Below are 26,444 nucleotides of genomic sequence, written 5' to 3' on the forward strand. Positions count from 1 at the left end.
TGCGATCCCTTACGATTCCCGTACGATAGCGAGCATGCAAATCCGATTGGAATCCCCCCGCCAACCCGACGTGGTGCAGCTCATCGACGACCTCGACGCCTTTCAAAAGCCGCTGTACCCACCCGAGAGTCACCACGGCATCGACCTCAACGCGCTCGACCAGCCCCACGTGCTGTTCGCCGTGGCGCGCTCGGAGCAGGGCGTGGCCCTGGGCTGCGGCGCCATGGTCCTGGGCGCCGATTTCGGCGAGGTCAAGCGCATGTACGTGCGCCCCGAGGCCCGCGGCCAGGGCCTGGCCCGGGCATTGCTGGACTTTGTCGAAGCCCAGGCCGTCGCGCGCGGCTGTAAGCGTTTTGCGTTGGAGACCGGCCCCCTGCAGCCCGAGGCGCTGTCGCTGTACGCGCGCATGGGCTATGAAGAGTGCGGTCCGTTTGGCGACTATGCGCCGGATGTGCACAGCGTGTTCATGCGCAAACAGGTGCCGGTGGCTGCGTGATGGCGCTGTCCGATGGCACGAGCGTGCGCCGGCTCACGGCCGAGGATGCCGAGGCCTTCAGCGCGCTGCGCTGGCAGGTTGCTGCAGACAACCCCGTGCCTTTGGGCCTGGGCATGCAGGAGGAGCTGGCGCGCCCCCTCCAGGGCTTTCGTGACCAGCTGTCCGCTCCGTCGAACGCCGTGTTCGGCGCCTTTGTCGGGGCCGCGCTGGCCGCCACAGCCGCCGTGGCCCCATCGGGGCCATTCACCTCCTCGCGCCACAAGCTTGTACTGTGGGGCACCTTCGTGGCACCTGCCCACCGGCGCAAGGGCCTGGGGCGCCTGGTGGTGCTCCAGGCCATCGACCACGCTCGCCAGGCAGGCGCGCGCCGCGTTCACCTCACCATGTACCTGCCCAACCCGGCCGCTCACGCCTTGTACGAGTCCTTGGGTTTCGTCGCCTGGGGCACCGAGCCCGAGGCCGTGTGCATCGATGGCACCTACCATGGTGCGATGCAGATGGGTTTGCTGCTGCAGTAGGCAGTAACGCGGAGGCGCCTGGCACTGAACCGCAGGAGGAACCCCTATGCCGCAGACCGTTGCCATGACCGCCGCACCGCAACACACCTTCTTCTGGCGCCGCATTGGCGGCGGCACTGGCAGCGATGTCTGCCGTGTCTACCAGCGGGCCGATGGCGGCTGGGACCTGCGCGGCATGGCGGTGTTCCATGACGAAGGGCTGGCATGCGACCTGGGCTATGTGGTCCGTGTCGATACAGGCTGGGTGACGCAGGCTGCCCATGTGTCCGGCCATTGCGGTGAGCGCGTAGTGGACTTGCGCTTTCACCCCGGCGCCGATGGCCGTTGGCGGGTGGGGCAGGGCGCTGGGCCCGATGCGGATACCGGCGTCAGCGTCAGCGCATGCCCGGACATGGACCTCAATTTCAGCCCTGCCACCAACATGATCGCGATCCGCCGCATGGCCTTGCAGGTGGGGCAGGAGGCGAAGGCGCCTGCGGCCTGGCTGTCGTTTCCGGATTTGCGGCTTCAGGAATTGCCCCAGGTCTACCGGCGGCTGGATGCCCTGCGCTACCAGTACGACGCGCCTACGGTGGGGTACAGCGGTGTGCTGGAGGTGTGCGAGCGCGGCGCGGTGGTGGAGTACCCGGAACTGTTCTCAAGGCTGGGCACTGGGACCCCCTCGCTCTCGACGCCCGATTGAAAACAGCGCCGTCCTGCACTCAAGCACCAGTTTGTCCGCATCGGCCCGAAATCTTGGCCAGTCGATCACCGCGAGCGCCGCGCGGGCGTCGTTCCTGACCGGCTCCCAATCGGGGTGGTTGAAGATTTCCGGATCACCACATTCCAAGGCGCCTGCATCCATGGCATTGCAGCTTTCCCACGTGCGCGCCAAAGCATGCCTTACGTCCGGACCAACGGCCTGGGGGCAACTTTCAAGGTAGTCTTTGACCGGCAAGACCATGCAATACCAAGTCTCGCATGCCTGGCAATTGGGGATGCTGTTCGCCTGTTCTGCTGCACTGGAAGCCAGGAATTCGAGTGCCTGGCACAGCTCGCAAAGTGCGAGGATGTTCTTGTACTCGTCTTCTGCGTACCAGCTCCAGAGCACCAGGGATAGCCGTTCAGTCATGCAAACTACCTGTTCTTTAGCCGAGGTGTCGAAAGGGTGCCATCCAGCGCCAGCTTGCACTGATCTTCATCCGCATGGCGGTGTTGGTGCAACAGCGATTGAAACATGGCGGCGGTCGATATCCAAGGTTGACTGCGGGAACCAACTGATTTTGATGCAACGCGCTGCTCCTGTACTGGATGTGCTGTGTTTCCCCGCAGCAACATGTGTCTCCAATGACTTGGAGTGTCACGCACCTGACGCATTTGCCCCCCAACCTCCCGTGCTGCTTTCCTCAATCCCCCAGAAAGACGCACAACATGAGTTTCGCTCACACCACCACCTCCGCCTGGCGCCGCACGGCTGCCGCGTTCGCGCTGGCCGCGCTGACGGCAGCCACCCTGGCCGCCTGCGGCGGCAGCGACGACGACAACGGCGAATCCCGCGTCGCATCCCTCAAGCTGATCGGCACCGCCTCCATCCCCACCGCCACGCTGTTCGAAGGCGTTGAGTTCGGCGGCATCTCGGGGCTGGACCAGGCCACCGATGGCAGCTACTGGGCCATCTCGGACGACCGCGGTGGCGAGCGCGGCACGCCGCGCTTTTACAACCTCAGCATCGACTACGCCGCCACCGGCCCGGTGACGGTCAAGGTCAACCGCCAGACCTACATGCAGCGCGAGGATGGCTCCAGCTTCCCGGCCAACGCCCGCACGGTGGACCCCGAGGCAATCCGCCTGGCACCCAATGGCAACCTGTACTGGTCGTCCGAGGGCAACTGGGGTACTACGGCGGCAACCCTGTTCCAGCCCTTCGTGCGCGAGATGACGACGGCCGGCAAGTTCGTGCGCGAGTTCAAGATGCCGGCGATCTACAACTACGTGGACAACACCAGCACGGGCGCGCGCAGCAACAAGCTCTTCGAAGCGCTGACGGTGGCGCCCGACGGCACGGTGTTCGTGGCGAATGAGGACGCGCTGATCCAGGACGGCCCGCTCACCACCGTGCAGGCCGGCAGCGTGGTGCGCGTGACGGCTCTGGACCCGGTCTCGGGTGCGGCCAAGGCGCAGTATGCGTACCAGTTGCCGAAGATTCCGGTGGATGCGCCGGCCGGCGCGCCGTTCGGGCCGGACAACGGCTTGTCGGACTTTCTGGCCATCGGCAACAAGAAGTTCATCGCGATCGAACGGGCCTTTGCATCGGGCATCGGCAACACCATCCGCCTGGTGCTGACCGAGATCACCGACGCCACGACCAACGTGACCAGCATGGCCAGCCTGGCAGGCACTGCTGCCTACACCCCCATGACACGCAAGCTGCTGCTCGAAATGCCCATCACCTACCAGGGTGTCAAGCTCGACAACATCGAGGCCATCACCTGGGGCAAGACCCTGCCCAACGGCCACCGCACCATCGTGCTGGCGGCGGACAACAATTTCACCGCCGACACGCAGGCCAATCAGTTCGTGGTGTTTGAAGTGATCCCGGACTGATGTGCAGCGGTTGGGGCGCCAGCAGCCAAGCTGCTGGCCCTACCGCTCGATCATCTCCTGCACCTTGGCCGCCAAGGCCGCCACGTCGAACGGCTTGGTGATCACCTCCATGCCAAACGCCAGCAGGCCGTTGCCCACGGCGGCGTTCTCGGCGTAGCCGGTGATGAACAGCACCTTGAGGTCAGGGCGCGTCACGCGGCCGGCGTCGGCCACCTGGCGGCCGTTCAGGCCGCCGGGCAGGCCCACGTCGGTCAGCAGTAGGTCGATGCGGCGGTCGGACTGCAGCACGTGCAGTCCGGCCGGGCCATCGCCCACCGAGATCACGTTGTAGCCCAGGTCTTCGAGCTCCTCGGCGATCAGGCCGCGGATGGTGGCCTCGTCCTCGATCACCAGCACCACCTCGCCATCGGCCCGGTGGTCGAAGGTGGGCTGGATGTGCGGATTCTCCTGATCGGCATCGCCCATGTAGCGCGGCAGGTACAGGCACATGGTGGTGCCTTCGCCGGGCACCGAGTAGATGCGCACCTGCCCGCCCGACTGGCGCACGAAGCCGTACACCATCGACAAACCCAGCCCCGTGCCCTGGCCCATGGGCTTGGTGGTGAAGAAGGGGTCGAACGCGCGCGCAATCACCTCGGGCGCCATGCCCACGCCGGTGTCGGTCACGCACAGCGAGATGTACTGGCCGGGCGGCAGCTCGCGCTCGGCCGCAGCACGGTCGTCCAGCCATTTGTTGGCCGTCTCGATGGTCAGGCGCCCACCGTTGGGGGCCATGGCGTCGCGCGCGTTGATGCACAGGTTGAGCACGGCGTTTTCAAGCTGCGAGGGGTCCACCTGCGTGAGCCACAGGCCGCCCGCGCCCACCACCTCCACCTCGACCGAAGGGCCTACCGTGCGGCGCACCATCTCCTCGATGCCGCCCACCAGGCGGTTCACGTCGGTGGGGCGCGGGTCCAGCGTCTGGCGGCGTGAGAAGGCCAGCAGGCGCTGGGTCAGCGATGCCGCCCGGCGCACCGCGCTTTGCGCCATGCCGATGTAGCGCTCGGTGTTGTCGAAGTTCTTCGCGGCAAGGCGCTTTTCCAGCACCTGCAGGCTGGCGCTCATGCCCGCCAGCAGGTTGTTGAAGTCGTGCGCAATGCCGCCGGTGAGCTGGCCGATGGCCTCCATCTTCTGCGACTGGCGGAACTTGGCCTCCACCTCCATCAGCTCGTTGGTGCGCTCCGTCACCTTGCGCTCCAGCGACTCGTTCATCTCGCGCAATTGGGCTTCGTTGCCGCGCAGCTCGTTCTCGGAGCGCGCGCGTTCGGCGGCCGTGCGGGTGCGGCCTGCAATCTCGCGCATGAACTCGCACTCTTCGTTCGTCCACTGGCGGACGTCGTTCTGGTTCACGAAGAGCACGGCCACCAAGCGCTCGTGCTCCACCACGGGGATGTTCATGAAGGCACGGGCGCTGCGCGACTCCAGCGCACCGGCGGCCATCGCAGTGCGGGGGTCGTTGCGCGCATCGGTCACCATGACGAACTCGTCGTTCTTGAGCGCGTCGATGAACGTACCGAAGTCCCGCAGGCAAATCTCTCCATGCAGCGTCAGCACCCCCGGGGCCTTCCAGTCGCACTGCACATGCAGGATGTCGGTATCGTGGTCCACGCGGCCATAGCCCGCGCGGCTGACTTTGAGGGTCTGGCCCAGGATGCTGGCTGCGGCCAGGCTGATGTCGTCCACGTTGTCCAGCCCGCGCAACTGGCTGGTGAACTCGATCAAGGCGTCGCGCTTGGCCTCTGCGGCCACGCGCTCTGTCACGTCCAGGCCATCCACGAAGATGCCGGTCACCGTGCCGGACGTATCGCGTATCGGCTGGTACACGAAATCCATGTAACGCTCGCTCACCGGCTCACCCGCGCGCTGCTGGATGTCGAACCGGGCGCCAAAGGCAGTGGCTGCCTCGCCGCTGGAGTACACGCCATCGAGCATGCCCAGGTAGCCCTGCTCGGCGGCCTCGGGCAGAGCGTCGCCCACTGTGCGGCCCAGTAGTGCGCGGTCGCCCACCAGCTCCAGGTATTTGGGGTTGGCCAGTTCGATGCGGTGCGTGGGCCCCTGCAGCAGCACCATGAAGCTGGGCGACTGCTCGAACAGGGTGGCAAAGCGCTCGCGCTCCATCAGCAGGCGCCGGTCGGCCAGCACCTTGTCGGTGGTTTCCACCACAAGGGCCATGGCGCCCACCGGGGTGCCTGCGTCGTCCACCAGGGGGGAGTAATTCAGGTCCACCCACAGCGGCTTGTGCACGCCGTCGCGGTTCAGGCTCAGCTCCTGGTCTTCATACGTGAGCGTGCCGCCGGCCAGGCAGACCTTGAGCACCCGGTCGTTGAGCTCAGCCGCCTCGGGCCAGGCCTCGCGGATCTTCATGCCCAAGAGGCCCGGGTGGCGCGCGCCCGCAAACCTGGCGTAGGGGTCGTTGTAGATCAGCACGCCAACCTCGCCCCACAAGGTGGCGATGGGCATGGGGCAGCGCAGCATGTTGGCCAGTGCCAGCGTGAGGTGGGCGGGCCAGTGTTCAATGGGCCCCAGCGCGGTCTTGGCCCAATCGAAGCGCGCAATCAAGCCGGCCATTTCGCCGCCGGCGGACAGGAGGGAAGCTTGGGTAGTGGGTATGCCGGAGGACATGGGTGCCTGGTTCTGTGATCGGGTCGTGCCCGGGGAAGGCGGTGCGGCACCGCATTTTTCGCACGATGATAAAGACACCTGTCCAGAGATTTTGTAGGCATTCGCCTATGCCATTACCAAAACGTGCACGACTTGGCAATGACAGACCGATAGGGGGCTACCCCTGACCCGGCCGCCGCGCCATCACCAGCGTGTACAGCGCCTGCGCCGCAACCGACAGGCTGCGGTCGCGCCGCCGCACCAGGTAGATCTGGCGCAGCAGGCCGGGCAGCGCCAGCGGGCGCGTGACCAGGCCCGGCTGGTCGAAGTGGAACAGCGTAAGCGCCGGCACCACGCTGATCCCCAGGCCCGCGCGCACCATGCCCATCACGGTGGCCAGTTGCTCCACCTCCATCAGCGTGTGCATGGCCTCGGGGTGGAAGGCGGCTTCCAGGTACTGGCGCACGCTGCTGTTGCGCGCCAGGTGGATGAAGGGCCAGGTGGCCAGGTCGGCGGGAGCAATGGGCTTCTTGCGGTAGGCCAGCGGGTGGTCGGCCTGGCACACCAGGTGGAAGTCGTCGCTGCAAAAGGGCTCGGCCTGCAACTCGGGTGTGTCGGCGCGGATGGCGGCCAGCGCAAAGTCTGCCTTGCCGCTGGCCACGCGCTCGATGCAGGGCTCCGAGAGCACGTCGGCAATGTCGATCTCGATGCCCGGGTAGGCCGCGCGGTAGGCCGCCAGCACGCCCGGCAGCCAGCCGGCCGCCAGCGATGGCAGCAGCGCCACGGCCACGCGCCCGCGCTGCAGGGTGGCCGCGTCGCGCATGGCGGCCAGGGCGGTGGTGATCTCGGTGCGGATGCGCCGGGCTGATTCCAGGAAGTTCTGGCCCTCGCCCGTGAGATCCACATGCCGCGTGCTGCGGTCGAACAGGCGCAGGCCCAGGTCCTCCTCCAGCGCACGGATGAGGGCACTGAACGCCGGCTGCGAAAGGTGGCACTGGGCTGCGGCGCGCGTGAAGTTGCGCTGCTCGGCCAGCGCCAGGAAGGCGTCGAGCTGGCGGGTGGAGAGGTGGTGGCTGCTCATTGCCGGTAGATTAATCTGAAAAACGGATGAATTGATACCAACAATCTATTTCACAGAATAACACCCGGTGCCTACAGTGCAGCACAGGAGACAAAGACACCTTATGGCGAACAACGCAACACTGCTGGTCGGATGCGCCGCCGGCTTCTCGGGCGATCGCACGGACGCCGCCGCGCCCGTGGTGCAGGCCCTGATCGCCAGCGGCAAACCGGCCGTGCTGATCTTCGAGACCCTGGCCGAACGCACCCTGGCCCTGGCCCAACTGGCCCGCCGCAGCGACCCCGACGCCGGCTACGAACCCCTGCTGGTCGACATGCTGCGCCCCGTGCTGGGCGACTGCCTGGCGCACGGCGTGCGCATCGTGAGCAACTTCGGCGCGGCCAACCCCGAGGGCGCGGCTCGGCGCATCGTGCAACTGGCGGCCGAGCTGGGCCTGCGCCGCCCGCGCGTGGCGGTGGTGCAGGGCGACGACCTGAGCGGCCCCGCGCACCGCGCCCTGCTGCAGGGCGCCCTGGGCGATGCCATGCCCACCGAAACCATCGCCAGCGCCAACGCCTACATCGGCGCGCAGGCCATTGCCGGCGCGCTGCGCGAGGGCGCCGACGTGGTGGTCTGCGGCCGGGTGGCCGACCCCTCGCTGGTGCTGGGCCCGGCCCTGGCCCACTACGGCTGGGCGCACGACGACTGGGACCGCCTGGCCCGCGCCACCATGGCCGGCCACCTGCTCGAATGCGGCGCCCAGGTCACTGGCGGCTACTTCGCCGACCCCGGTTACAAGGACGTGCCCGGCATGGCCCGCCTGGGCTACCCGATTGCCGAGATCGATGCCGACGGCCACTGCACCATCACCAAGCCCCCGGGCACGGGCGGGCGCATCGACGAGCGCACGGTCAAGGAGCAGCTTTTGTACGAACTGCACGACCCCGCCGCCTACCTGACCCCCGACGTGGTGGCCGACATCACCGAGGCTACCGTCACCGCCGTGGGGCCCGATGCCGTGCGGCTCGAAGGCGTGCGCGGCCATGCCCGGCCGCCTACGCTCAAGGTCAACGTGTGCTTCGAATCGGGCTGGTTCGCCGAGGGCGAGATCTCTTACGCCGGCGCCCGTGCCGAGGCCCGTGCCCGACTGGCCGGCGAGGTGCTGCGCGAGCGCCTGGCCGGCCTGGGCCCGCTGCGCATCGACCTGATCGGTGTGACCAGCGTGCTGGGCGACGACGCCGGCCGCTGGCTGGATGCCAGTGATACCGATGGCGGCGCCCGCGACGTGCGCCTGCGCGTGGCCCTGCAGCACCGCGACCACGCCAGCGCACAGCGCCTGCTGCGCGAGGTGACGGCCCTGTACACCTGCGGCCCTGCAGGCGGCGGAGGGGTGCGCACGGCCATGCGCCCGCGCCTGGGCACCGTGTCTTGCCTGGTGCCGCGCGAGTCCGTGCCCACGGGCTACCGCATGTTCGATGCCATCGTGCAAGAGGAAAGGGCGGCCGCATGACCGACACCATCACTGTTCCGCTCTACCGCCTGGCGCACAGCCGCACCGGGGACAAGGGCAACCGCTCCAACATCAGCGTCATCGCCTGGCACCCCGCGCTGTGGGACGTGCTCATGGCCCAGGTGACCGAAGCCGCCGTGGCGCGCCATTTCGTGCAGCGCCAGCCGGGCCGCGTGGTGCGCTATGTGCTGCCGCAACTGCAGGCCATGAACTTCGTGCTCGACGACGTGCTCGATGGCGGTGTCAACGACGCCCTGAACCTCGACAGCCACGGCAAGGCGCTGAGCTACCTGCTGCTCGACCTGCCGGTGCAGGTGCCGCAGGCACTGGCCGGGCATCTTGTGGGCCCGGGCTGACCCCGATTTGCTTCTTTCACCCTTACCAACAACACCAGGAGACAACATGAGCGCTTTCAACATCCATTCCCCATCCCGCCGACGCACCCTTGCCGCCGCCGTGGCCATGGCCGCATCGCTGGGCTTGGCCGGTACGGCCATGGCCCAGGCATACCCGGCCAAGGCCATCACCTTCGTGGTGCCGTTTGCCGCCGGCAGCGCCACCGACCAACTGGCGCGCGCCATCGGCCAGTCCATCACCAACGACACCAAGCAGCCCGTGGTCATCGACAACAAGGCCGGCGCGAGCGGCATGATCGCCGCGCAGGCGGTGGCCAAGGCGCCGGCCGACGGCTACACCCTCCTCATCACCACCAACACCACGCACGCGGCCAACGAGCACCTGTACAAGAAGCTCTCGTACGACCCGGTTAAGGACTTCGCGCCCATCTCGGGCCTGGGCAAGGGCGGGCAGGTGATGGTGGTCAACGCCGCATCGGCCTATAAAAGCGTGGGCGACGTCGTGGCCGCCGCCAAGAAGGCACCGGGCAAGCTGAGTTTCGGCAGCGGCAGCTCGTCGAGCCGCATGGCCGGTGAAATGCTCAAGCAGCTGGCGGGCGTGGACATCCTGCATGTGCCCTACAAGAGCAACCCCCTGGCCATCACCGACCTGCTCGGCGGGCAGATCGACCTGATGATCACCGACACCTCCACCGGCGTGCCCCAGGTCAAGGCAGGCAAGCTGCGCGCGCTGGGCTACTCTACGCAAAAGCGCAGCTCGCAGCTGCCCGACGTGCCCACCATCGACGAAGCCGGCGTCAAGGGCTACGACATGGGCTACTGGTTCGCCGCCTACGCCCCCGCAGGCACGCCGCCAGCCGTGGTGGCACGCCTCAACGAGCTGATGGGGGCGGCCACGAAGAGCGCGGCCGCCAAGTCCTTCTTCGACACCGCCGGCTCCGAAGCCTGGACGACCTCGCCGGACGAACTCGCCAAATTCCAGGCCGCCGAAACGGTGAAGTGGGGCAAGGTCATCAAGGCCGCCGGCATCGAAGCCGAGTAAGAGCGGCTAACAAAACTCTTCTGGCGTCGTTGCTGCGCCTTGTCGTACTAACGTACTGCCTGCGGCGCAGCGCCTAGCCAGAACCGCTTCGCTGAGTTTTGGCATCCGCTCTAAGCCTCCAGCCCTCCGCGCGACCCGCGCATCCGGGTCCTGAACGATCGATCCCGCCAGCTGTGCCCCTGCGCAGCCGGTGTGGGCGCAGCCATGCCTGAGCACTTGCCCCCGTGCAGGCCGGAGCACGCCCGTTTTTCCCGCAGAGCAAGCACGACCACCAGAGTCATTTCACAAGGAGACAAGCGATATGAAACATCCCCATCTGCACACCCTCGGGGCCCTGGCCCTCACGGCTGCCGCTGCAGCCGCCATCACCGCTTGCGGCGGCAGCAGCAGCGACGACGGACTGACCGGCAAGGCCCCGGCCATGAAGCTCGAGATCACCGCCCGCGAGGACTTCCCGGGCACCTACGGCACCGTGGGCGCCTACGAGCGCCTCTCGGGCACTCTCTCGGGCGAGGTGGACCCGGCCGATCCCAAGAACGCCGTCATCCAGGACCTGGCGCTGGCGCCCGTCAACGCCCGCGGCATGGCCGAGTACAAGACCGAGTTTGTGATGTTGAAGCCCAAGGACATGGCCAAGGCCAGCGGGGTCTTGCGCTACGACGCACCCAACCGCGGCAATATCCTCACCATGCTCAACCCCACGGTCACGCCCAGCGACGCCGTGTACCTGGAGCGCGGCTATGTGATGCTCTACTCGGCCTGGCAGGGCGATGTGCCCAAGAGCGCCGCGGCGCGCCTCACGGCCACGGTGCCCGTGGCGAAGAACAAGGACGGCACCAGCATCACCGGCCCTTACCGCGCCGAGCTGGTGCCCACCGCCGCCAGCCCCGCGATGACACTGCCCGGTGGCGTGTTCAACGGCTCCATGATTGCCTACCAGCCCGCCAGCCTGGACAACACCCAGCCCGGCTATTCGCTCACCCGCCGCGCCAACGAGACCGATGCGCGCATCCCGGTGCCCGCCGCCGATTGGAAGTTCGCCACCTGCGACACTGCGGCCAACGCCTTCCCCGGCACACCAAGCCCTACCAGCGTCTGCCTTAAGGGCGGGTTCGATCCGGCCTACCTGTACGAGCTGGTCTACGTCGCCAAGGACCCCAAGGTCATGGGCGTGGGCCTGGCCGCGCTGCGCGACACGGTGAGCTTTTTCCGCAGCAAGGCGGCCGACGCCAGCGGCACGGCCAACCCGGTGGCCGGGCGCATCACGCACACGCTGGGGCAGGGCACCTCGCAGTCGGGCAACGCGATGAAGACCTTCTTGCACCTGGGTTTCAACCAGGCGCTCGATGGCAGCAAGGTCTTTGACGGCATGTACGCCCACGTGGCAGCACGCCAGACGAACACCAACACCCGCTTTGCTGTGCCCGGCGGCGGCGGCGGGCTGCGCACCGACCACACGGCCTTCGGCCAGACGGCACCGCGCGGGCTGGACAAGGACTACATGGATGATGTCAGCGGCCGCCAGGGCGGGGTGATGAAGCGCTGTGCCGCCACCAGCACCTGCCCCAAGTTCTTTTTGGGCCTGTCGGGCACGGAGTTCTGGCAGCTGCAGGGCTCGCCGGTGCTGACCGATGCCAATGGTCTCAAGGACCTCACCCAGCCCGACAATGCCCGCATCTACTACTACGCCAGCACCCAGCACGGTGGCGCTGGCGGTACGGCCAGCATCAGCTATGCGCCGAGCCGCGCGCCGTACCCCACGGGCACGGTGGTGCAGTTCAACGACACCTTCCGCGCGCTGTTCCTGGGGCTGGAGGACTGGGTGGTGCGCGGCACCACGCCGTCGGCCACCCAGGTGCCCAAGGTGGCCGACGGCACCCTGGTGCGGCCTGCGCAGGTGGCCTTCCCGGTCATGAAGGGGCTCACCTGGGCGGTGAACGGCACGCAGACGGCCATCCCCGACTTCAACTACCTGGGCTGGCACAACAACTTCCCGCTGTTCGACTTCGGACCGCAGTACCTGCCGCAGGACGAGGCCGGCATTGCCAGCGTGCTGCCCCCGCGCAACCTGAACCGCGACTACGCCATTCTGGTACCCCAGGTGGACGCGCGCACGGGCCTGACCCGCGCCGGCATCCAGAGCGTGGAGGCGCGCGCGCCGCTGGGCACGAGCTTCGAGTTCAACTATGTGGCCACGCCGGGCATCACCGACCTGGCCAACCTCACGGGCGGCTACATCCCGTTCCACACCACCCGCGCCGCGCGCCTGGCAGCCGGCGATGGCCGGGTGTCGCTGGAGGAGCTGTACGGCAACCAGGCCGGCTACGTGGCCGCGGTGACCGAGGCGGCCAACGCCCTGGTGGCCCAGCGCCTGCTGCTGCCGCGCGATGCTCAGGCGCAGATCGAGCGGGCGAAGGCGACCGTGATCCTGCCTTGATGGTGGGCTGATCCAGAGATGCGAAGGCCGGGGCCCTTACCCTGGCCTTTGCGTTTTCAGAGCGACCAGGGGGCGCCCTTGAAGCGCTCGACGAGAAAGTCTAATAGCGCCCTTACGGCCGGCGACTGGTGCCTGCGCGAGGTGTACAGCGCATTGATGGCCATCACCGGAAGCCCCCAATCGGGCAGCACAGCCACCAACTCCCCGCTGGAGATATGCGGGTTGGCCAGGTAGGTGGGCTGCGGCGCGATGCCGCCCCCGGCCAGCGCGGCGCGCAGCAGGGTGGTGGCCTCGTTGGCGCTGAAGTGGCTGGACACGGCCACGCGCGCGGTCTCGCCGCCACGGGCCAGCTCCCACACGCTCTTGCCGAAGTTGGCATAGCTCAGGCAGCGGTGGCGTTCCAGGTCGGCCGGCAGGTCGGGCACGCCATGGCGCGCCAGGTAGGCGGGCGATGCCACCAGCATCGAATCGCAGCGCGCCAGCGGCCGGGCGATCAGCATCGGGTCGGGCCCGCTACTGATGCGGATGGCCAGGTCGATGCGCCGCTCCACCAGGTTGAGCGCGCCTTCGCTCGCATCGAGGTCGATCTTGAGCAGCGGGTGCAGCGCCAGAAAGTCGGCAATCGCCGCGCCCAGCTGCGCATAGGCGAACGATACGCTGCAGGTCAGCCGCAACTGGCCGCGCAGCTCGCCTTCACCCGTGGCGGTGGTCTCTTCCTCGATGTCCTCCACCAGCGCCAGCATCTGCTGGCAGCGGCGCAGGCATGCCTCGCCCGCATCGGTCAGCGTCACGCTGCGGGTGGTGCGCTGCAGCAGGCGGGCCTGCAGCCATTGCTCCATCTCGCCCACATAGCGCGTGACCATGGCGCGCGACATGTCGAGCCGGTCGGCCGTGGCGCTGAAGCTGCCGCTGGTGGCCACTTCCACAAACACGCGCATCGCGGTCAGTCGATCCATATTTGATCTATTTATGCAACAAATATGCGCATTTTAAGCGGTTTATTAGATCGATTGGCGCAAATAAACTGCAGCCTGTACCGAGCAACACCACCCACTTCTGGAGATTTCAGCATGTTCCGCACCACCGTTGTCGCTGCCACCCTGGCCATCGCCTTCACCGCCGCTCAGGCTGCCGAGCCATTGCAGATCAAGGTCTACAACGCCGACGGCAACAGCTTCAATGTCAACTCCACCCTGGTCTACGGCGAGAAGGAGGCCATGGTCATCGACGCCGGTTTCACCCGCGCCGACGCACTGCGCATTGCCGCCAACGTGCTCGACAGCGGTAAAACGCTCAAGACCATCTACGTGAGCCAGGCCGATCCCGACTATTACTTCGGCGTGGAAACGCTCAAGGAATTCTTCCCCCAGGCCGAGGTGGTGACCACCCCCGCCGTGCTGGAGAAGATCAACGCCAAGCTCGCCGGCAAGCTCGCCTTCTGGGGCCCCAAGATGGGCGCCAACGCACCGCGCACGCCCGTGCTGCCCAAGGCCATCACCGGCAACACCCTCACGGTCGACGGCCAGGTGGTCGAAATCCGTGGCACCACCGGCCTGCTGGCGCACCGACCCTATGCCTGGATCCCGTCGGTGAAGGCCGTGGTGGGCAACATCGGCGTGTTCGGCACCAACACCCATGTATGGACCGCCGACACGCAGACCGTGGCCGAGCGCAGCGCCTGGGTGGCCCAGCTCGACGAAATGGCCGCCCTGCAGCCCACCGTGGTCGTGCCCGGCCACATGGCCGCTGGTACGCCGCTGACGCCCGCCAATGTGACCTACACCAAGGGCTACCTGCAGGCCTTTGAGAAGAACGCCGCAGCGACCAAGACCAGCGCCGAGCTGATCGAGGCCATGAAGAAGGCCTACCCCGCAGCGCCCATGGGCCTGTCGCTCGATATCGGCGCCAAGGTGAACAAGGGCGATATGAAGTGGTGAGCAACGGGTTTACCAATCCCCCAAAGTGATGGATCACCAGATCATGCCAACGCACCCACTTCAACCCGTCTTGCAGCACCTGCGTGCCGGGCGATGGAACGACGCACACGATCTGGTGCAACACGATGGCTCCCTGCTGGCGGCCTGGCTCCATGGCATCCTGCACCTGCAGGAGGGTGATCTGGAGGACGCCGAGAACTGGTACGAGCGTGCCAACCGCCACTTCCGCAGCCGCGGCACCCTGGAAGAAGAGCTGGCGCTTTTCGAAGCGGCGCTCTCCCAACCTACTGAAAAAGAACCAAGACCATGACAACGGCGGTGACGTATTTGTTTGACCCCCTGTGCGGCTGGTGCTACGCCGCTGCGCCTGCCCTGGGCCGCCTGCAAGGGACCCCTGGCGTGCATATCACCCTGGCACCATCGGGCCTGTTCGCGGGCGCTGGTGCCCGGCCCATGGATGCGGAATTCGCCGGCTATGCCTGGTCCAACGACCAGCGCATCGAACAACTCACGGGCCAGCGCTTCACCCAGGCCTACCGCGACAACATTCTGGGTGCGCCTGCGGGCCGCTTTGACTCCGGCCCCGCCACCCTGGCGCTCACCGCCGTGGCGCAGACCGCGCCTGACCGCGAACTGGATACCCTGCACGCCCTGCAGCGCGCCCGCTACATCGACGGCCGTGACACGGCCGATGCGCAGGTGCTGGCCGATGTGCTGACCAACCTGGGCCTGGCCGAAGCCGCCGCGCAGACCCTGGCGCCCGATGCCGCACTGCACCGCGCCATGGCCGAACGCGTGGGCAGTTCGCAGGCCACCCTGCGCGCCGTGGGCGCGCGTGGTGTGCCTCAGCTGGTTGTCACGGGGCAGGGCGGGGCGCTGCGGTTGATCGGCGGGGATGCGCTGCTGGGGCCGCATGAGCGCTTGCTGGAGCTGGTGCTGGCTGCCGCCTGATTTCAGCGCCGTTGGCGCTCACCGACTACTTCGACGGATCGATCAGCACCTTGGCACCGGTGTTGCGCGGCCCGTAGAAGGCGATGGCGTCGGCGCTCAGCGCCTCGGCCAGCGACACCGTGCGCGCGTAGTGGCTGGCAAACGTGGTCTTGAGCTCGGCCGCCACGCGCTGGCGCAGCGCCTGCGCCGCCTCGTTGCCGATCTTCTGCAAAAACGGGAACAGCAACCAGCCGCCCACGCCCCAGGCCATGCCGAACGTGCGCTGGATCTCAGTCGGGCGCGTGTCCAGGTGGCCATACAGGTAGACCTGCTTGTGCACGGCCGAGCCGTAGCGGCTGTACTCGGTGGCCTTTCGGTTGATGGCGGCTTCCATGCACTGCAGGATCTGCCCGGCCAGCGTGCCGCCGCCGGTGGCGTCGAACGCGATGGTGGCACCCGTGGCAGCCAGGGCATCGGTCAGCTCGGCCATGAAGCCGGGCGCACTGCTGTCGCACACGTACTGGGCGCCGATCTCGCGCAGCAGCGCCGCCTGCTCGGGCTTGCGCACGATATTGACCAGGCCGATCCCGTCCTTCTGGCAGACCTTGTTGAGCATCTGGCCCAGGTTGCTGGCCGCCGCGGTGTGCACCAGGGCGGTATGGCCTTCGCGCTTCATCGTCTCCACCATGCCCAGCGCCGTGAGCGGGTTGACGAAGCACGACGCACCCTCGGCCGCCGTGATGCCGGCCGGCAGCGGCAGGCATTGCGCGGCGGGCATGGCACGGTACTGCGCGTACATGGCCCCACCGATCAGCGCCACCGTGCGCCCAAGCAGCGCCTGGGCCGCTGGCGAGGAACCAGCCGCCACCACCAGGCCCGCGCCCTCGTTGCCCACGGGCATGCTCTGGCCCAGGCGTGCGGCCATGCCGGGCATGGCGCGGTCCGGGATGCGGGCGGTGACCACGGGCCGGTCGGCGCTGCCGGCCACCTGCACGGTGGACAGATCGGCCGGCCCGAACAGCAGTCCGATGTCCGACGGGTTGATCGGCGTGGCCTGGATCTGGATCAGTACCTCGTCGGGCCCTGGGGCGGGCACGGGGGTGGGTTCGAGGCTGATCTGCAAGGTGGCATCAGGCTGCACGAGCGAGCGCAACTGCAGGGCGGTGGCAGGTACGGTTGTGGTCATGGGTGTCTCTCCAGGTGATGAACCGGCCACACGCTTTTAGCTTGGCGTCACAGCCGTCATCTGGCCATTGTCGCCTGCAACGAGTGTGGCCCGCGCTGCATGTGCGACAGTGTGGCCCGCTCAGAACGGCCTCACTCGCGCGTCTGGATGCCGCTGAGTCGTCCGTTCTCGAAGTACAGGTAGTTCCCGTTGCGGTATACCCACTGCTCGCGGGTGCCGTACTGGGTGGTGGTCTTGTTGACGTGCTGGGGCGACCCCCAATCGGAGTTGAGGACGTCGTCAGCCCGCATCCCTACCGACAGCGTAGGCACCACGCTCTGTTGGGCCGACTGTTGCATCACCGGCTGGGACCCTACCTGGGCCGCAGCGGCCTTTCGTTCGTTGTCCAGCTTCGCAATGCGGGCCGCCTTGGTCTCGGGTGTTTCCGATGCCATCGAATCGACCATGGCCCGGCACTTGAGCGGCTCGGTACTGCCTGCGCAACGCGCGTACTTGCCCGTGGGGTCAGGAGGAAGTTCCTGGGCCACCGGTTTGGCAACGGGGGCGGGCGGTGCCTTGGCTTCCACCTTGTCTTTGCACCCTTGCAACGCAACCAGACATGTCACGGCAACGGTCATCCATACACGCATCTTTTCCTCCCTTTTTATCCAGTTCCGTCAGCTTGAAACCTATCGCCGTCGACCTCGCATCATGGTCGCTGCGAGGTGTTCCTCGTCTCTCGGCAGGTCGCAGTCTAACCACCCAACGTCCGCACCATCTGCTCGTACATCGCATCCACCGCCGGTGAGCGCTGCGACTCCTTGCTGCGCAGCACCGAGACGTCCATCGAATCGAGTGCGGGCAGGTCGAACTCGGCTGGCAGGTTCTGTAGGATCTGCAGGTTGGGCGGCACGCTGCAGCGCGTGAGCACGGCCACGGCCAGGCCGCTTTCCACGGCTGCCAGCTGGCCGGCCAGGCTGGAGCTGTGGTAGACGATGCGGTAGGCGCGGCGGCGCGCGGCCAGGGCCTTCATGGTGGCGATGCGCGCCAGGCTGGCCGATTCGTACACCGCAATCGGCAGCGGGTCGCGCCGCCAGGCCTCGAACTGCGCGGCGCCCACCCAGACCAGGGGCTCCTGGAACAGAAAGCGCCCACGCTGCGCCTTGTCGCGCGAGACCAGGGCCAGGTCGAGCTCGCCGCGCGCCACGCGCGGAATCAGCGAGGTCGACTGCTCGCAGGTCAGCTCGATCTCCACCCCCTGGTAGCGGTGCGAAAAGCTGCGCAGCACGGGGGTGAGGTAGGTCGATGCGTAGTCGTCCGGCACGCCCAGGCGCACCCGGCCCGCCAGCCGTGGGCCGAACAGGGCCGTCTGCGTCTCGGCCTGCAGCTCCAGCATGCGGCGCGCGTATGACAGCAGCTCATCGCCCACGGGCGTCAGTTCCAGGTGGCGCGGGCCGCGCAGCAGCACCGGGCGGCCCAGCGCCGCTTCGAGCTTCTTGATCTGCATGCTGACGGCCGACTGCGAGCGGTGCACCAGCGGCGCAGCGCCCGAGAGCGAACCGGCATCAACCACGGCCACAAAGGCGCGCAGCCAGTCGATCTGTAGGTCGGGATGAGTCATGCGTGCAATGTATTCGATTATCGAATGGCTATACCGCGAACTATGCGCTTTACCTGGAGTTCCGAACAAACGACCATTGGCGCCATGAACCACAAGGCCTCCGCACTTCCAGCATCCTCTGCCTTCCTCGCCAGGGGCTCGGACCCCGCAGGCATTGCCCGCGAACGCACCGGTCAATGGCTCATGATCGCTGGCGGCGTGCTGCTGGGCACCATCGGCGTGTTTGTGGAAGAGGCCGGCCAGCACCCGCTGGTAACGGTGTGGTTCCGCTGCGCCTTCGGCGCGCTGGCCCTGGTGGCCTGGTGCCTGGCCACGGGCCGGGGGCGCGAGTTGCTGCTGCGCCACCAGGCCAGGAGCCGCTGGGTGGCCTGCGCCACCGGGGTGTTCATGGTGCTCAACTGGGCGCTGTTTTTCGCGGCCATCCCACGCACCTCCATCGCGGTGGCCACGGTCATCTTCCACGTGCAGCCCATCTGGGTCATCGTCTTCGGGGCGCTGTTCCTGCGCGAGACGATCTCGGGCATCCAATGGGCCGCTACGCTGGCGGCCCTGGCCGGCCTGGTGCTCACCACCGGGCTGCTGGACGGCATCCCCGCCGGCACGGCCGATGGCGGGGCCTATGTGGCCGGGGTGCTGATGTGCCTGGGCGGCTCGTTCTGCTATGCCGCCGTCACGCTGCTGGCCAGCCGAGCGCCTGCGCCTATTAGCCCGTTTGCCCTGTCGCTGTGGCAGTGCCTGGTGGGCGCCGTGCTGCTGGCCTGGGCCCCGCTGGCCTTTGGGTTGCCGCACACGGCGGCAGCCTGGGCCTGGCTCACGGGCCTGGGTGTGCTGCACACAGGCCTGGCCTATGTGATCCTGTTCGCCGGCATGGCGCGGCTGGCGCTGGGCAAGGTGGCGGTGCTGCAGTTCGTCTACCCGCTCACCGCGGTGCTGGTCGACTGGGCGGTGTACGGGCGCACGCTGAGCCCGGTGCAACTGGGCGGCGTGGTGCTGATGGCAGTGGCGCTGTGGACCATACGGCGGCCGGGCCGGCAGTCCGCCGCCCGCACGGGATGAACAGCGCACCAGCCCACCAGGCGTTCGTCAAGGCGCCTGTACGGCGTCCTGGGCTTCCGGCGGCACCTGGTGGCCGAGCCAGCGATAGAAGAGTGCAGGCATTTTCTCCCGCACCTGTTCGCTGCTCTTGATATCAATGGTGCTGTTGGACATCAGTGGCACCTCGACCACGCTGTCCTGGCTTGCCCAATCCACTTCCAGGTAGCGCACGTGGTCGGATGTGTACTTCACGCCTTTCACCCGGCCGTGGCCATAGAGTTGCATCGTCCTGCCAATCTCCTGCCGCTTTTTCAGCACGATCAGGTCGCCTGGCCAGATGCTGTTGAACCGCTGCAGTTGGTGCGCGCTGTCCATGTGGTGGAAGGTGCAGATGCCCTGGGCTTTCCATTCGATGTCGAGCCGGTTGTCAAAGTCCGCATCGGGGCAAAAACCCATGAAGATGATGTCCCTGTCCAGTGCCACCGCGCCATCGATAGCCGTCACCACGGCCTGCGCACCCCGGTCTCCCTGTTGAATGCGCTGGACGGCGTTCTCTCTGAATTGCCGCAACTCCTGTTTGCTGAGCAATCCGCTGCGGATTCTGTCGATGGCCGGCTGGTATTTCATGGCCGCGGCTTCTGCATGCCCGGCTGTGTCTGGTGCAGTGCTGTGCGCGGGAGCTATGCGGCGTATTCCGTCTTCGCCGGTGACAACGACTCCCTCCTGCTCAAGATGGTTCAGTACCTGGCCGGCCAGTCCGTAGCCTATCCGGAAGTGGCGCTGCAGGAGCGAGATGGTGGGTTCGTTGCGGCTCGTCACCAGTTGGGCGGCGGCGCGAAGAAGGTCTTTGGAAAGGGGCATGGCAATGGACTCCAGGGTTGAAGGAGCACCAACAGGCTTGACCCGCTTCTAACAGTTCGGTTTTTGGCGGGAAATTTGTATTATTTTGTTTCTCGCATGAGGACCTGGTCCGGTTGCCGCTGGGCAGGCCCGGGCGCGCAGGGCCTGTGGGACAGGGACTGCAAGCCGATACACTGCGGCGGCGCGGGCGGCGATCCGCATGCAGGAGACACCCAACCATGGGAAAAACACCATCCGCCAAGACCCGCAAGGCGCCAGACACCTCGGCCGAGGCCCCTGGCGAATTCGCATCGGCCCTCATCGACGCCAAGATCCGCGACCTGGCCGACTGGCGCGGCGCCACCCTGGCCCGCCTGCGCCAGTTCATGCACGAGGCCGTGCCCGATGTGGTCGAGGAGGTCAAATGGATGGGCGTGCCCGTCTGGTCGCATGCCGGCATCCTGTGCACCGGCGAGGCCTACAAGCAGGCCGTGAAGATGACCTTTGCCAGGGGCGCCTCGCTGCCCGACCCCCAGGGCCTGTTCAATTCCAGCCTCGAAGGCAACACCCGGCGCGCCATCGACCTGCACGAGGGCGAAGCGATCAACGAGGCGGCGCTGAAGGCGCTGTTCCGTGCGGCGGCGGAATTCAATGGCCTGCAGGCCGCGCAGAAGAAGGCCAAATCCAGGGTGCCAGTAAAAATGGGCAGTTAGAGCCTTCCCGGGCAGGGCGTGAGCAAAGCAATGAAAGGATCAGGGAGTGCAATGAAGACACTTAAATTCATCGGGTGCTTGCTTGTATTGGTGTCGACGAATGTGCACGCCTCCAGAGAGCGCCAGGCGCTGGAGGCGTTTGATCGGGAGTCACTCCAGATAGAAGCGACTCACTTCAAGAATGAAATCGGGCGACCCTACGCCTCGGTGCGAGACCCCAATGGCTTTATGCACAGGGCGTTCAAGTGGGACTACATCGGGAGAGATTTTGGCCTGATAAAAAGAATATCCAAAGAAGGAATTCAGATTCGAGAGGTGCGCCAAGATGCCCATGGAGAGTGGGTGCCGCAGGAAATCTGGATACCGGTCCGCAAGAAAGATTGATTTCTCGGTACGAGATGCTGAGCCGCCGGTGATGCCCTTACGGCCCTGCCGCCACCAAAAGCACGACCACCGGCCTATGGTCCGACCCCAGATCCGGCCCGATGCCCCCGCCCACCACCTGCCAGCCGCTCGATGCCAGCACATGGTCCAGCGGCAGCACCGACAGCCAGCCGAAGGCATTGGGCCAGCTGGGTGCCATGCCATTGGCGCGGCGCATGCTGCCATCCACCGCGAACAGCCCCCGCGCCCAGGGGGTGATGTTCAGGTCCCCCGCCATCAGTGCCAGGCCGCCCGGATGTGCTGTGAGGTGCTGCGCCTCCTGCACCAGGGCCCGGTCGCGGGCATGGGCGAAGCCCTCATCCAATGGCGGCATGGGGTGCAGTGCGCTCAGGTGCACGGCCTTGCCATTCCAGGCCACGGTGGCGCGCAGCCGCAGGGTGTCGCGCAGGTCCTGCGGTTGCAGTGTCTGCAGGTCCGAAAGGGGGTGGCGTGACAGCACGGCCAGGCCAAAAGGGTCGGGCTGGGGAACTGCGAGGCGATGGGGGTAGCGCGCGGCCACTGCGGGGTTGCGGATGAGCGCCTGCTGTGCTAGCTCGGTGAACTCCTGCAGGAACACCACATCGGGCGCATCGGCCAAGGCCAGCCACGCGGTGAGCGGGCCGAAGTCGGTGGTTGCCGCATTGAGGTTGGCGGTGCCCACGGTCAGTACCGCGCCGGGGTCGGCCGGCTCGGTGCCGCGCGGCAGCGTGGCCGGCTGCCAAAGGAAGACGCCGCCCAGTGCCAAGGCCGGCAGGGCCAGCCACCCCTTGCCCATGCCGCTGCGCCCCGAGAGCATGAGCAGCACCAGCGAGGTCGCCCCCACCACTAGGTAAAGCCACTGCCAGTGGGCCGGCAGCTCCACCAGCCACTGCAGCGAGGGCGCCTGGTCGGCCGGCAGAAAGCGCGCCACCGGTGCCGCCAGCGCGCCCAGGGTGCACAGCCAGGCCAGCCACCGGGCCCTGGCGGTGATGAAGCGGGGAACTGCGGCATGTGGCATACGGTCAATTGGCAGGGTGGCAGGGCAAACGTGCAGGACAATTTGCGCAATGTACTGATCGTGGAATAGTGCCTGGGTTGGATGGCCGATTGCGTACTGTCCAGCCTGCGGCACCACGATACCCGGATACTATTGTCCGAACTCCCATGCATCTCCATCGCCACCATCAGGACACCACAGACGCCCGGTTCGCAGACTTGCTGCGCATTGCCATGGACGGCTACCGGGCCAGCCAGGCGGCCTTCAGCGAGGCCATTGCCGGCTTTTCTGCATGGAACATCGATGAAGAAGCAGCGACGCTGACACTCACCGGCGATGGTGGCCGGACCTGCGTGTACCAGGCGACACCCATCGTCACCTACCTCCCCGCGTTGGAAAGCCTGGCCTGGGCATGGGCCAACGACGTGTTCCCTGTGCTGTCAAGAAGCAGGGCCGCTCAGGTCAGGGAGCTGGCGACCCAGACCGGCTACCAGATGTTCGATACCCCGCAATTGCGCGCCACCCCCGGCGATATGGACGAGCTGTGCGCCCTGGCACTGCACCATCTGCAAGGCATTGCCGTTTTCAAGACCAAGAACCAGGAGCCATGGGTTTGCTATGTCCTCCATGCCGCCGCCTGAGCTTCGTTTTGCGCGCATTCCAAGTCCATCATGGGCGGGACCAGTGGATGTGGAGCGGTGTGATCGCTTCGAGGACGTGGACTACGACGCCCTCCAGCATGTGCGCGCCGCGATCGACGCCGAGGTGTGGCGCCGGGTGGCGCAGTACGTCAGTGGGCTACCTTCTGGCAATGCATTTCCCGACCTGGACAAGCTGACCGGCGAGTGCTACCTGTCTGCCGAGCGCTATTGGGTTCAGGACGAACCCTGGTTTGCCAAGGTTGGCAGACAAAGGGAGGTGTGCTTGAGCTTCTTCGCACGCTGCCTTGAACGGCAGACTGCCCTCAACGCAGCGGATCGCGACTATCTGGGCCTGGAAGTCCACTTCCGGTGGCTGCGGGCGTTGGGGCGTTTTCAGTGGACTGCCACCGACTCAAGCAGCATTTAGCCATGCGCCGATCAGTGCCCAGCGCCAGGGTTCCGCCATAAAGCAGAAGACGCGCCTGCAGGAGCGCAGGCATTGCAGCCTGCCCGCGCCTCAGCGGGCGGCGATCACCTGCAAGGTACTGCGCAGCGCCGCTTCGTACACCGCGTCGGGTCCCAGGCGGCCAGCCTCCGAGGACGCAGGCAGCGCCACCCGCCCCGCGAATGCAGCGCGCAAACGGGGCGCGGCCACCAGCCTGGCACCACCCTCGGCACCACCGGCACCTTCAGGCAACGCGATGCCCGCGAGCCGTCCGGACTGGTCGAAGACGGGCCCACCCGGCGCCAGGCCCCGGTGCATGGACACATCGAGCTCACGATCCCCCTGCGCACCCGTGGCGGCACCGACGAAGCCCGTGCGCAGCAGGGGCCAGGCGGCGCCCGCATCGCCTGCTTGCGCATACGCCACGGCGAAGGCCACGGCACCCGGGAACACATCGGCGGGCACGGTGCCCATGGACGGCGCGGGCAGCGGGCTGCCCAGGCGCAGCAGGGCGACGCCACTCTCGCCGCGCACCGGCATGGCGGTGGCCGGCACCAACTGCCCCAGCCCGTTGCGAACCCACAGGCGCCGGCCACCGGCAACGGCCTGTGCCGGCACCAGCGCCATGCGGCCTTCATCCACCAGCGTACCGGCCGCAACCAGGCGCGCGCCCCGCGGCAATGCGGCCGGGTGGCCGGGGTGGCTGTACGGGGCCAGCCGTGCGGGCGCCAGCAGCATGTCGCCGCTCGCATGTGGGGCACCCGACGCCAGTTCACGGCCCACGCTGGCCACCAGTGGCTGCGACGGTGCACGCACCTGCGCATCGGCCAGCAGCTTGCGGGCGATAGCGTCCTGCCCGCCCGCGTGGAGCAGCCAGGCATACAGCGCCGCGCCGCCGACCACGTCCAGGTGCGCACCCGCCGTGTGGGCGCCAAAAGCCAGCGCGCGCCGGTACTGGCCCGACTGCATGTAGCTGCGCACCAGGCCCATCTCGGTGTCGGCTGAATGCAGGATCAGCGCGGCTCGGTCAAAGCCCTGCTCGGCCTTCTGCGCATCGCCGGCCGCCAGTGCGGCCTCGGCCTCGCGCAACAGGGCCTCGCGCTCGCGCAGGCGTTCGGCGTCGGGCGGCCGGGCGGCAGCCGCTTGCATGATCGCCTTGAGCTTCTCCTCGGTGGCTGGCGAGGCCGCCAGCGGGCCGGCCGCCGCCAGCGCCAGCAGGCCGCTCAGGAAGTGACGGCGCCGGTCGGGCATGCGGTGCTGGTGCCGGTGCGGTTGATGCGTGTGCCGCCCGCATCGTTGGGGTTGGTGCCCAGCGTGTAGGGTGCCTTGGGCGCCTTGAAGCCGGACAGGTAGGCCACCAGTGCGTCGATGTCCTGCGCGCCGCCCAGGCGGCTGGTGCCCTTGAGGAAGGTGGAGTAGCCATCACCGCCGTCGGCCATGAAGTTGTTCATGGTGACACGGTAGGTCTTGGCCGGGTTGGCCACCGTGCCCGCGGCGTCGACGATGGTCTCCGTCGAGGCACCGTTGCGCAGCGTGACGTTGCTGACGCGTGTGCCGCAGGCCTTGGCGCCGTCCCAGGTGTACTTGAAGCCGTTGGAGGGCAGCATCACGCGCGTGGCCGTTGCAGACTGGCCCTTGCAGGCCGCGAACTGCTCTTCCAGCACGTCCTTCAGGTCCTGCGCCGTGAGCGACATGGTCACCAGGCTGTTGCCGAACGGCTGCGTGGTGAAGGCCTCGCCGTAGGTGACGTTGCCGGCACCTTCGCCCACCGTGCTGCTCGCGAAGGTGAAGCCGGGGTTGCGCACGCCGCCGCCGTTCATCAGGGCGATGACCGCCGAGCCGAAGGTGGGGCCCTGCGTGGCCGCCAGCATGGCGTCGGCCACCAGGTCGCCGGCCGGCATGTTGCAGGCGCCGTCGGTGCGGCTGTTGGGCAACTCGGCGGCGATGGAGCCGATCACTGTGTTGGCGATGGGCGAGACCAGGGTGTTGTAGCCAGCGATGATCCGGGCGACGGCCGCATCGGCGGGCACGGCGGGGTCGTTGCGCACCACGAGGCGGTTGGTGGCCGTGGCGGCGGTGATGTCGCGCGTGGACGGGTCGATGGTCAGGTCCATGTCGGTCAGCACGCGGCCGAACGAGCTGGAGCTGGTCACCGGAATAGCGCGGCCCGTGGCGTTGGGCAGCTTGCAGTTGTAGGCAGCGTGCGTGTGGCCGCTGATCACCGCGTCCACCGCGTTGTCCAGGCCCTTGACCAGGGTGGCGATGCCCGAGCCGGCGAGCGCGCCCTCGCAGCCGTTGATGTCCGACACGGTGCCGGACTGGAAGCCGCCTTCGTGCACCAGCACGACGATGGCTTCGATGCCCTGGCCCTTGAGCTCGGGGATGAGACTGTTCACCGTCTGGATCTCGTCGCGGAACTCCAGGCCGGCCACGCTGGTGGGTGTCACCACAGTGGGCGTCGCCTTGAAGGTCATGCCGATGAAGGCCACCTTGACGCCCTTGAACTCCTTGATGCCATAGGCCGGCAGCAGGGGCTTGCCGGTGGCGGTGGAGATGACGTTGGCCGACAGCCACTTGAACCTGGCGCCTTCAAAGGGCACCGGCGTGCCGGCCACCGAGCCCTTGCAGCTGTTGGGCTCGCCGGTCTTGCAGCCGCCGTTCTGCAGGCGCAGCAGCTCGGCCGAGCCCTTGTCGAACTCGTGGTTGCCCACCGAGTTGAACTCCAGTCCGATGCGGTTGAGCGTTTCTACCGCGGGCTCGTCCTGGAACAGTGCGGAGATCAGCGGCGATGCGCCGATCGAGTCACCGGCGCCCACGACCACGTTGTTCGGGTTCTGGGCCTTGAGCTTCGAGACATGGGCTGCCATGAATTCGGCGCCGCCCACGGGCGGGCGGTCGGCTGCCGGCACGGCGGCGCTGGCGCCGAAAGTGCCGGGGGATTCCAGGTTGCCGTGGTAGTCGTTGAAGCCGATCAGCTTGACGGTGAACGGCGGCTCGCTGCCGCCGCTGCCGCAGGCGATCAAGGTGGCGGCCATAGCGGCACAAGCCGCGGCGATCAATCGCAATTTCATGGATT

Annotated in this window: 27 protein-coding genes; 16 read left to right on the forward strand and 11 right to left on the reverse strand. The window is 67.2% G+C overall.

Annotated features, from left to right (window positions below):
- The first annotated feature begins 34 nt into the window (after positions 1-34).
- From QYL93_RS25910 to QYL93_RS25920, 3 genes are read left to right on the forward strand one after another with little or no spacing between them, the layout of a single operon-like run.
- A complete protein-coding gene (locus tag QYL93_RS25910; RefSeq protein WP_305746369.1) occupies positions 35-496 on the forward strand; it encodes a GNAT family N-acetyltransferase in 462 nt (153 codons plus the stop codon).
- The gene (locus tag QYL93_RS25915; RefSeq protein ID WP_305746370.1) at positions 496-1,014 is read left to right on the forward strand and encodes a GNAT family N-acetyltransferase; all 519 of its coding nucleotides are present in this window, start codon (positions 496-498) and stop codon (positions 1,012-1,014) included. The genes QYL93_RS25910 and QYL93_RS25915 overlap by 1 nt, the downstream gene beginning before the upstream one ends.
- A 46-nt stretch (positions 1,015-1,060) precedes the next feature.
- Positions 1,061-1,696, forward strand: coding sequence for a putative glycolipid-binding domain-containing protein (locus QYL93_RS25920; RefSeq protein ID WP_305746371.1), 636 nt, complete (start codon positions 1,061-1,063; stop codon positions 1,694-1,696).
- Here QYL93_RS25920 and QYL93_RS25925 read toward each other — a convergent pair.
- The gene (locus QYL93_RS25925; RefSeq protein WP_305746372.1) at positions 1,652-2,125 is read right to left on the reverse strand and encodes a hypothetical protein; all 474 of its coding nucleotides are present in this window, start codon (positions 2,123-2,125) and stop codon (positions 1,652-1,654) included. The genes QYL93_RS25920 and QYL93_RS25925 overlap by 45 nt on opposite strands.
- Before the next feature lie 299 nt (positions 2,126-2,424).
- Here QYL93_RS25925 and QYL93_RS25930 point away from each other — a divergent pair, with 299 nt between their 5' ends.
- A complete protein-coding gene (locus QYL93_RS25930; RefSeq protein WP_305746373.1) occupies positions 2,425-3,597 on the forward strand; it encodes an esterase-like activity of phytase family protein in 1,173 nt (390 codons plus the stop codon).
- A 39-nt stretch (positions 3,598-3,636) separates the two neighbouring features.
- Here QYL93_RS25930 and QYL93_RS25935 read toward each other — a convergent pair whose 3' ends face one another.
- Positions 3,637-6,258 (reverse strand): ATP-binding protein, encoded by a 2,622-nt coding sequence (locus tag QYL93_RS25935; RefSeq protein WP_305746374.1) that lies wholly within the window; start codon positions 6,256-6,258, stop codon positions 3,637-3,639.
- Between the two features lie 157 nt (positions 6,259-6,415).
- Positions 6,416-7,318 (reverse strand): LysR family transcriptional regulator, encoded by a 903-nt coding sequence (locus tag QYL93_RS25940; protein ID WP_305746375.1) that lies wholly within the window; start codon positions 7,316-7,318, stop codon positions 6,416-6,418.
- A 103-nt stretch (positions 7,319-7,421) separates the two neighbouring features.
- Between QYL93_RS25940 and QYL93_RS25945 the strand changes: the two genes are divergently transcribed.
- The 4 genes from QYL93_RS25945 (at position 7,422) to QYL93_RS25960 (ending at position 12,642) form a co-directional block, all read left to right on the forward strand.
- Positions 7,422-8,807 carry an acyclic terpene utilization AtuA family protein gene (locus tag QYL93_RS25945; protein WP_305746376.1) on the forward strand — a complete coding sequence of 462 codons (1,386 nt, stop codon included), beginning with the start codon at positions 7,422-7,424 and terminating at the stop codon, positions 8,805-8,807.
- On the forward strand, positions 8,804-9,163 hold the full coding sequence (locus QYL93_RS25950; RefSeq protein ID WP_305746377.1) for a hypothetical protein: 360 nt from the start codon (positions 8,804-8,806) through the stop codon (positions 9,161-9,163). Before QYL93_RS25945 ends, QYL93_RS25950 begins: the two co-directional genes overlap by 4 nt.
- Before the next feature lie 46 nt (positions 9,164-9,209).
- Positions 9,210-10,205, forward strand: a complete 996-nt coding sequence (locus QYL93_RS25955) for a tripartite tricarboxylate transporter substrate binding protein (protein WP_305746378.1) — start codon at positions 9,210-9,212, stop codon at positions 10,203-10,205.
- A gap of 301 nt (positions 10,206-10,506) precedes the next feature.
- Positions 10,507-12,642 (forward strand): alpha/beta hydrolase domain-containing protein, encoded by a 2,136-nt coding sequence (locus tag QYL93_RS25960; RefSeq protein WP_305746379.1) that lies wholly within the window; start codon positions 10,507-10,509, stop codon positions 12,640-12,642.
- A gap of 56 nt (positions 12,643-12,698) precedes the next feature.
- Here the strand turns inward: QYL93_RS25960 and QYL93_RS25965 are convergent, their stop codons facing one another.
- On the reverse strand, positions 12,699-13,598 hold the full coding sequence (locus QYL93_RS25965) for a LysR family transcriptional regulator (protein ID WP_305746380.1): 900 nt from the start codon (positions 13,596-13,598) through the stop codon (positions 12,699-12,701).
- Positions 13,599-13,712: 114 nt separating this feature from the next.
- On the opposite strand from QYL93_RS25965, the gene QYL93_RS25970 reads away from it, so the two are divergent.
- Genes QYL93_RS25970 through QYL93_RS25980 form a run of 3 tightly spaced genes read left to right on the forward strand, consistent with a single transcriptional unit; the run spans position 13,713 to position 15,530 of the window.
- Positions 13,713-14,579, forward strand: a complete 867-nt coding sequence (locus tag QYL93_RS25970; protein ID WP_305746381.1) for an MBL fold metallo-hydrolase — start codon at positions 13,713-13,715, stop codon at positions 14,577-14,579.
- A gap of 43 nt (positions 14,580-14,622) precedes the next feature.
- Positions 14,623-14,889: a hypothetical protein gene (locus QYL93_RS25975; RefSeq protein WP_305746382.1), complete on the forward strand. Its 267-nt coding sequence runs from the start codon at positions 14,623-14,625 to the stop codon at positions 14,887-14,889.
- Positions 14,886-15,530: a DsbA family protein gene (locus tag QYL93_RS25980; RefSeq protein WP_305746383.1), complete on the forward strand. Its 645-nt coding sequence runs from the start codon at positions 14,886-14,888 to the stop codon at positions 15,528-15,530. Before QYL93_RS25975 ends, QYL93_RS25980 begins: the two co-directional genes overlap by 4 nt.
- 25 nt (positions 15,531-15,555) lie before the next feature.
- Here QYL93_RS25980 and QYL93_RS25985 read toward each other — a convergent pair whose 3' ends face one another.
- The 3 genes from QYL93_RS25985 to QYL93_RS25995 form a co-directional block, all read right to left on the reverse strand.
- Entirely contained in the window at positions 15,556-16,695 is a 1,140-nt protein-coding gene (locus QYL93_RS25985; RefSeq protein ID WP_305746384.1) for a zinc-binding dehydrogenase, read from the reverse strand.
- Positions 16,696-16,826: 131 nt separating this feature from the next.
- Complete coding sequence (locus tag QYL93_RS25990) at positions 16,827-17,261, reverse strand: hypothetical protein (RefSeq protein WP_305746385.1); 435 nt, start codon at positions 17,259-17,261, stop codon at positions 16,827-16,829.
- 167 nt (positions 17,262-17,428) lie between these two features.
- Positions 17,429-18,295, reverse strand: coding sequence for a LysR family transcriptional regulator (locus QYL93_RS25995; RefSeq protein WP_305746386.1), 867 nt, complete (start codon positions 18,293-18,295; stop codon positions 17,429-17,431).
- Between the two features lie 84 nt (positions 18,296-18,379).
- Between QYL93_RS25995 and QYL93_RS26000 the strand changes: the two genes are divergently transcribed.
- The gene (locus tag QYL93_RS26000) at positions 18,380-19,351 is read left to right on the forward strand and encodes a DMT family transporter (protein WP_305746387.1); all 972 of its coding nucleotides are present in this window, start codon (positions 18,380-18,382) and stop codon (positions 19,349-19,351) included.
- 27 nt (positions 19,352-19,378) lie between these two features.
- On the opposite strand, the gene QYL93_RS26005 is transcribed toward QYL93_RS26000, so the two are convergent.
- Positions 19,379-20,191: a DNA translocase FtsK gene (locus QYL93_RS26005; protein ID WP_305746388.1), complete on the reverse strand. Its 813-nt coding sequence runs from the start codon at positions 20,189-20,191 to the stop codon at positions 19,379-19,381.
- Positions 20,192-20,409: 218 nt separating this feature from the next.
- On the opposite strand from QYL93_RS26005, the gene QYL93_RS26010 reads away from it, so the two are divergent.
- Together QYL93_RS26010 and QYL93_RS26015 are read left to right on the forward strand one after the other, a co-directional pair.
- A complete protein-coding gene (locus QYL93_RS26010) occupies positions 20,410-20,883 on the forward strand; it encodes a DUF1801 domain-containing protein (protein WP_305746389.1) in 474 nt (157 codons plus the stop codon).
- A gap of 51 nt (positions 20,884-20,934) precedes the next feature.
- The gene (locus QYL93_RS26015; RefSeq protein ID WP_305746390.1) at positions 20,935-21,267 is read left to right on the forward strand and encodes a pilus assembly protein PilP; all 333 of its coding nucleotides are present in this window, start codon (positions 20,935-20,937) and stop codon (positions 21,265-21,267) included.
- A 37-nt stretch (positions 21,268-21,304) separates the two neighbouring features.
- On the opposite strand, the gene QYL93_RS26020 is transcribed toward QYL93_RS26015, so the two are convergent.
- A complete protein-coding gene (locus tag QYL93_RS26020) occupies positions 21,305-22,303 on the reverse strand; it encodes an endonuclease/exonuclease/phosphatase family protein (protein ID WP_305746391.1) in 999 nt (332 codons plus the stop codon).
- 146 nt (positions 22,304-22,449) lie between these two features.
- On the opposite strand from QYL93_RS26020, the gene QYL93_RS26025 reads away from it, so the two are divergent.
- Together QYL93_RS26025 and QYL93_RS26030 are read left to right on the forward strand one after the other, a co-directional pair.
- Positions 22,450-22,923 (forward strand): DUF6882 domain-containing protein, encoded by a 474-nt coding sequence (locus QYL93_RS26025; RefSeq protein WP_305746392.1) that lies wholly within the window; start codon positions 22,450-22,452, stop codon positions 22,921-22,923.
- A gap of 76 nt (positions 22,924-22,999) precedes the next feature.
- Positions 23,000-23,350: a hypothetical protein gene (locus QYL93_RS26030; protein ID WP_305746393.1), complete on the forward strand. Its 351-nt coding sequence runs from the start codon at positions 23,000-23,002 to the stop codon at positions 23,348-23,350.
- A 90-nt stretch (positions 23,351-23,440) separates the two neighbouring features.
- Here QYL93_RS26030 and QYL93_RS26035 read toward each other — a convergent pair whose 3' ends face one another.
- Both QYL93_RS26035 and QYL93_RS26040 read right to left on the reverse strand, forming a co-directional pair.
- Positions 23,441-24,619, reverse strand: a complete 1,179-nt coding sequence (locus QYL93_RS26035; RefSeq protein ID WP_305746394.1) for a trypsin-like peptidase domain-containing protein — start codon at positions 24,617-24,619, stop codon at positions 23,441-23,443.
- Complete coding sequence (locus QYL93_RS26040) at positions 24,592-26,439, reverse strand: bifunctional UDP-sugar hydrolase/5'-nucleotidase (protein ID WP_305746395.1); 1,848 nt, start codon at positions 26,437-26,439, stop codon at positions 24,592-24,594. Before QYL93_RS26040 ends, QYL93_RS26035 begins: the two co-directional genes overlap by 28 nt.
- Positions 26,440-26,444: the final 5 nt, after the last annotated feature.

It is taken from the genome of Acidovorax sp. A1169 (assembly GCF_030704685.1).
GTDB lineage: Bacteria > Pseudomonadota > Gammaproteobacteria > Burkholderiales > Burkholderiaceae_C > Acidovorax.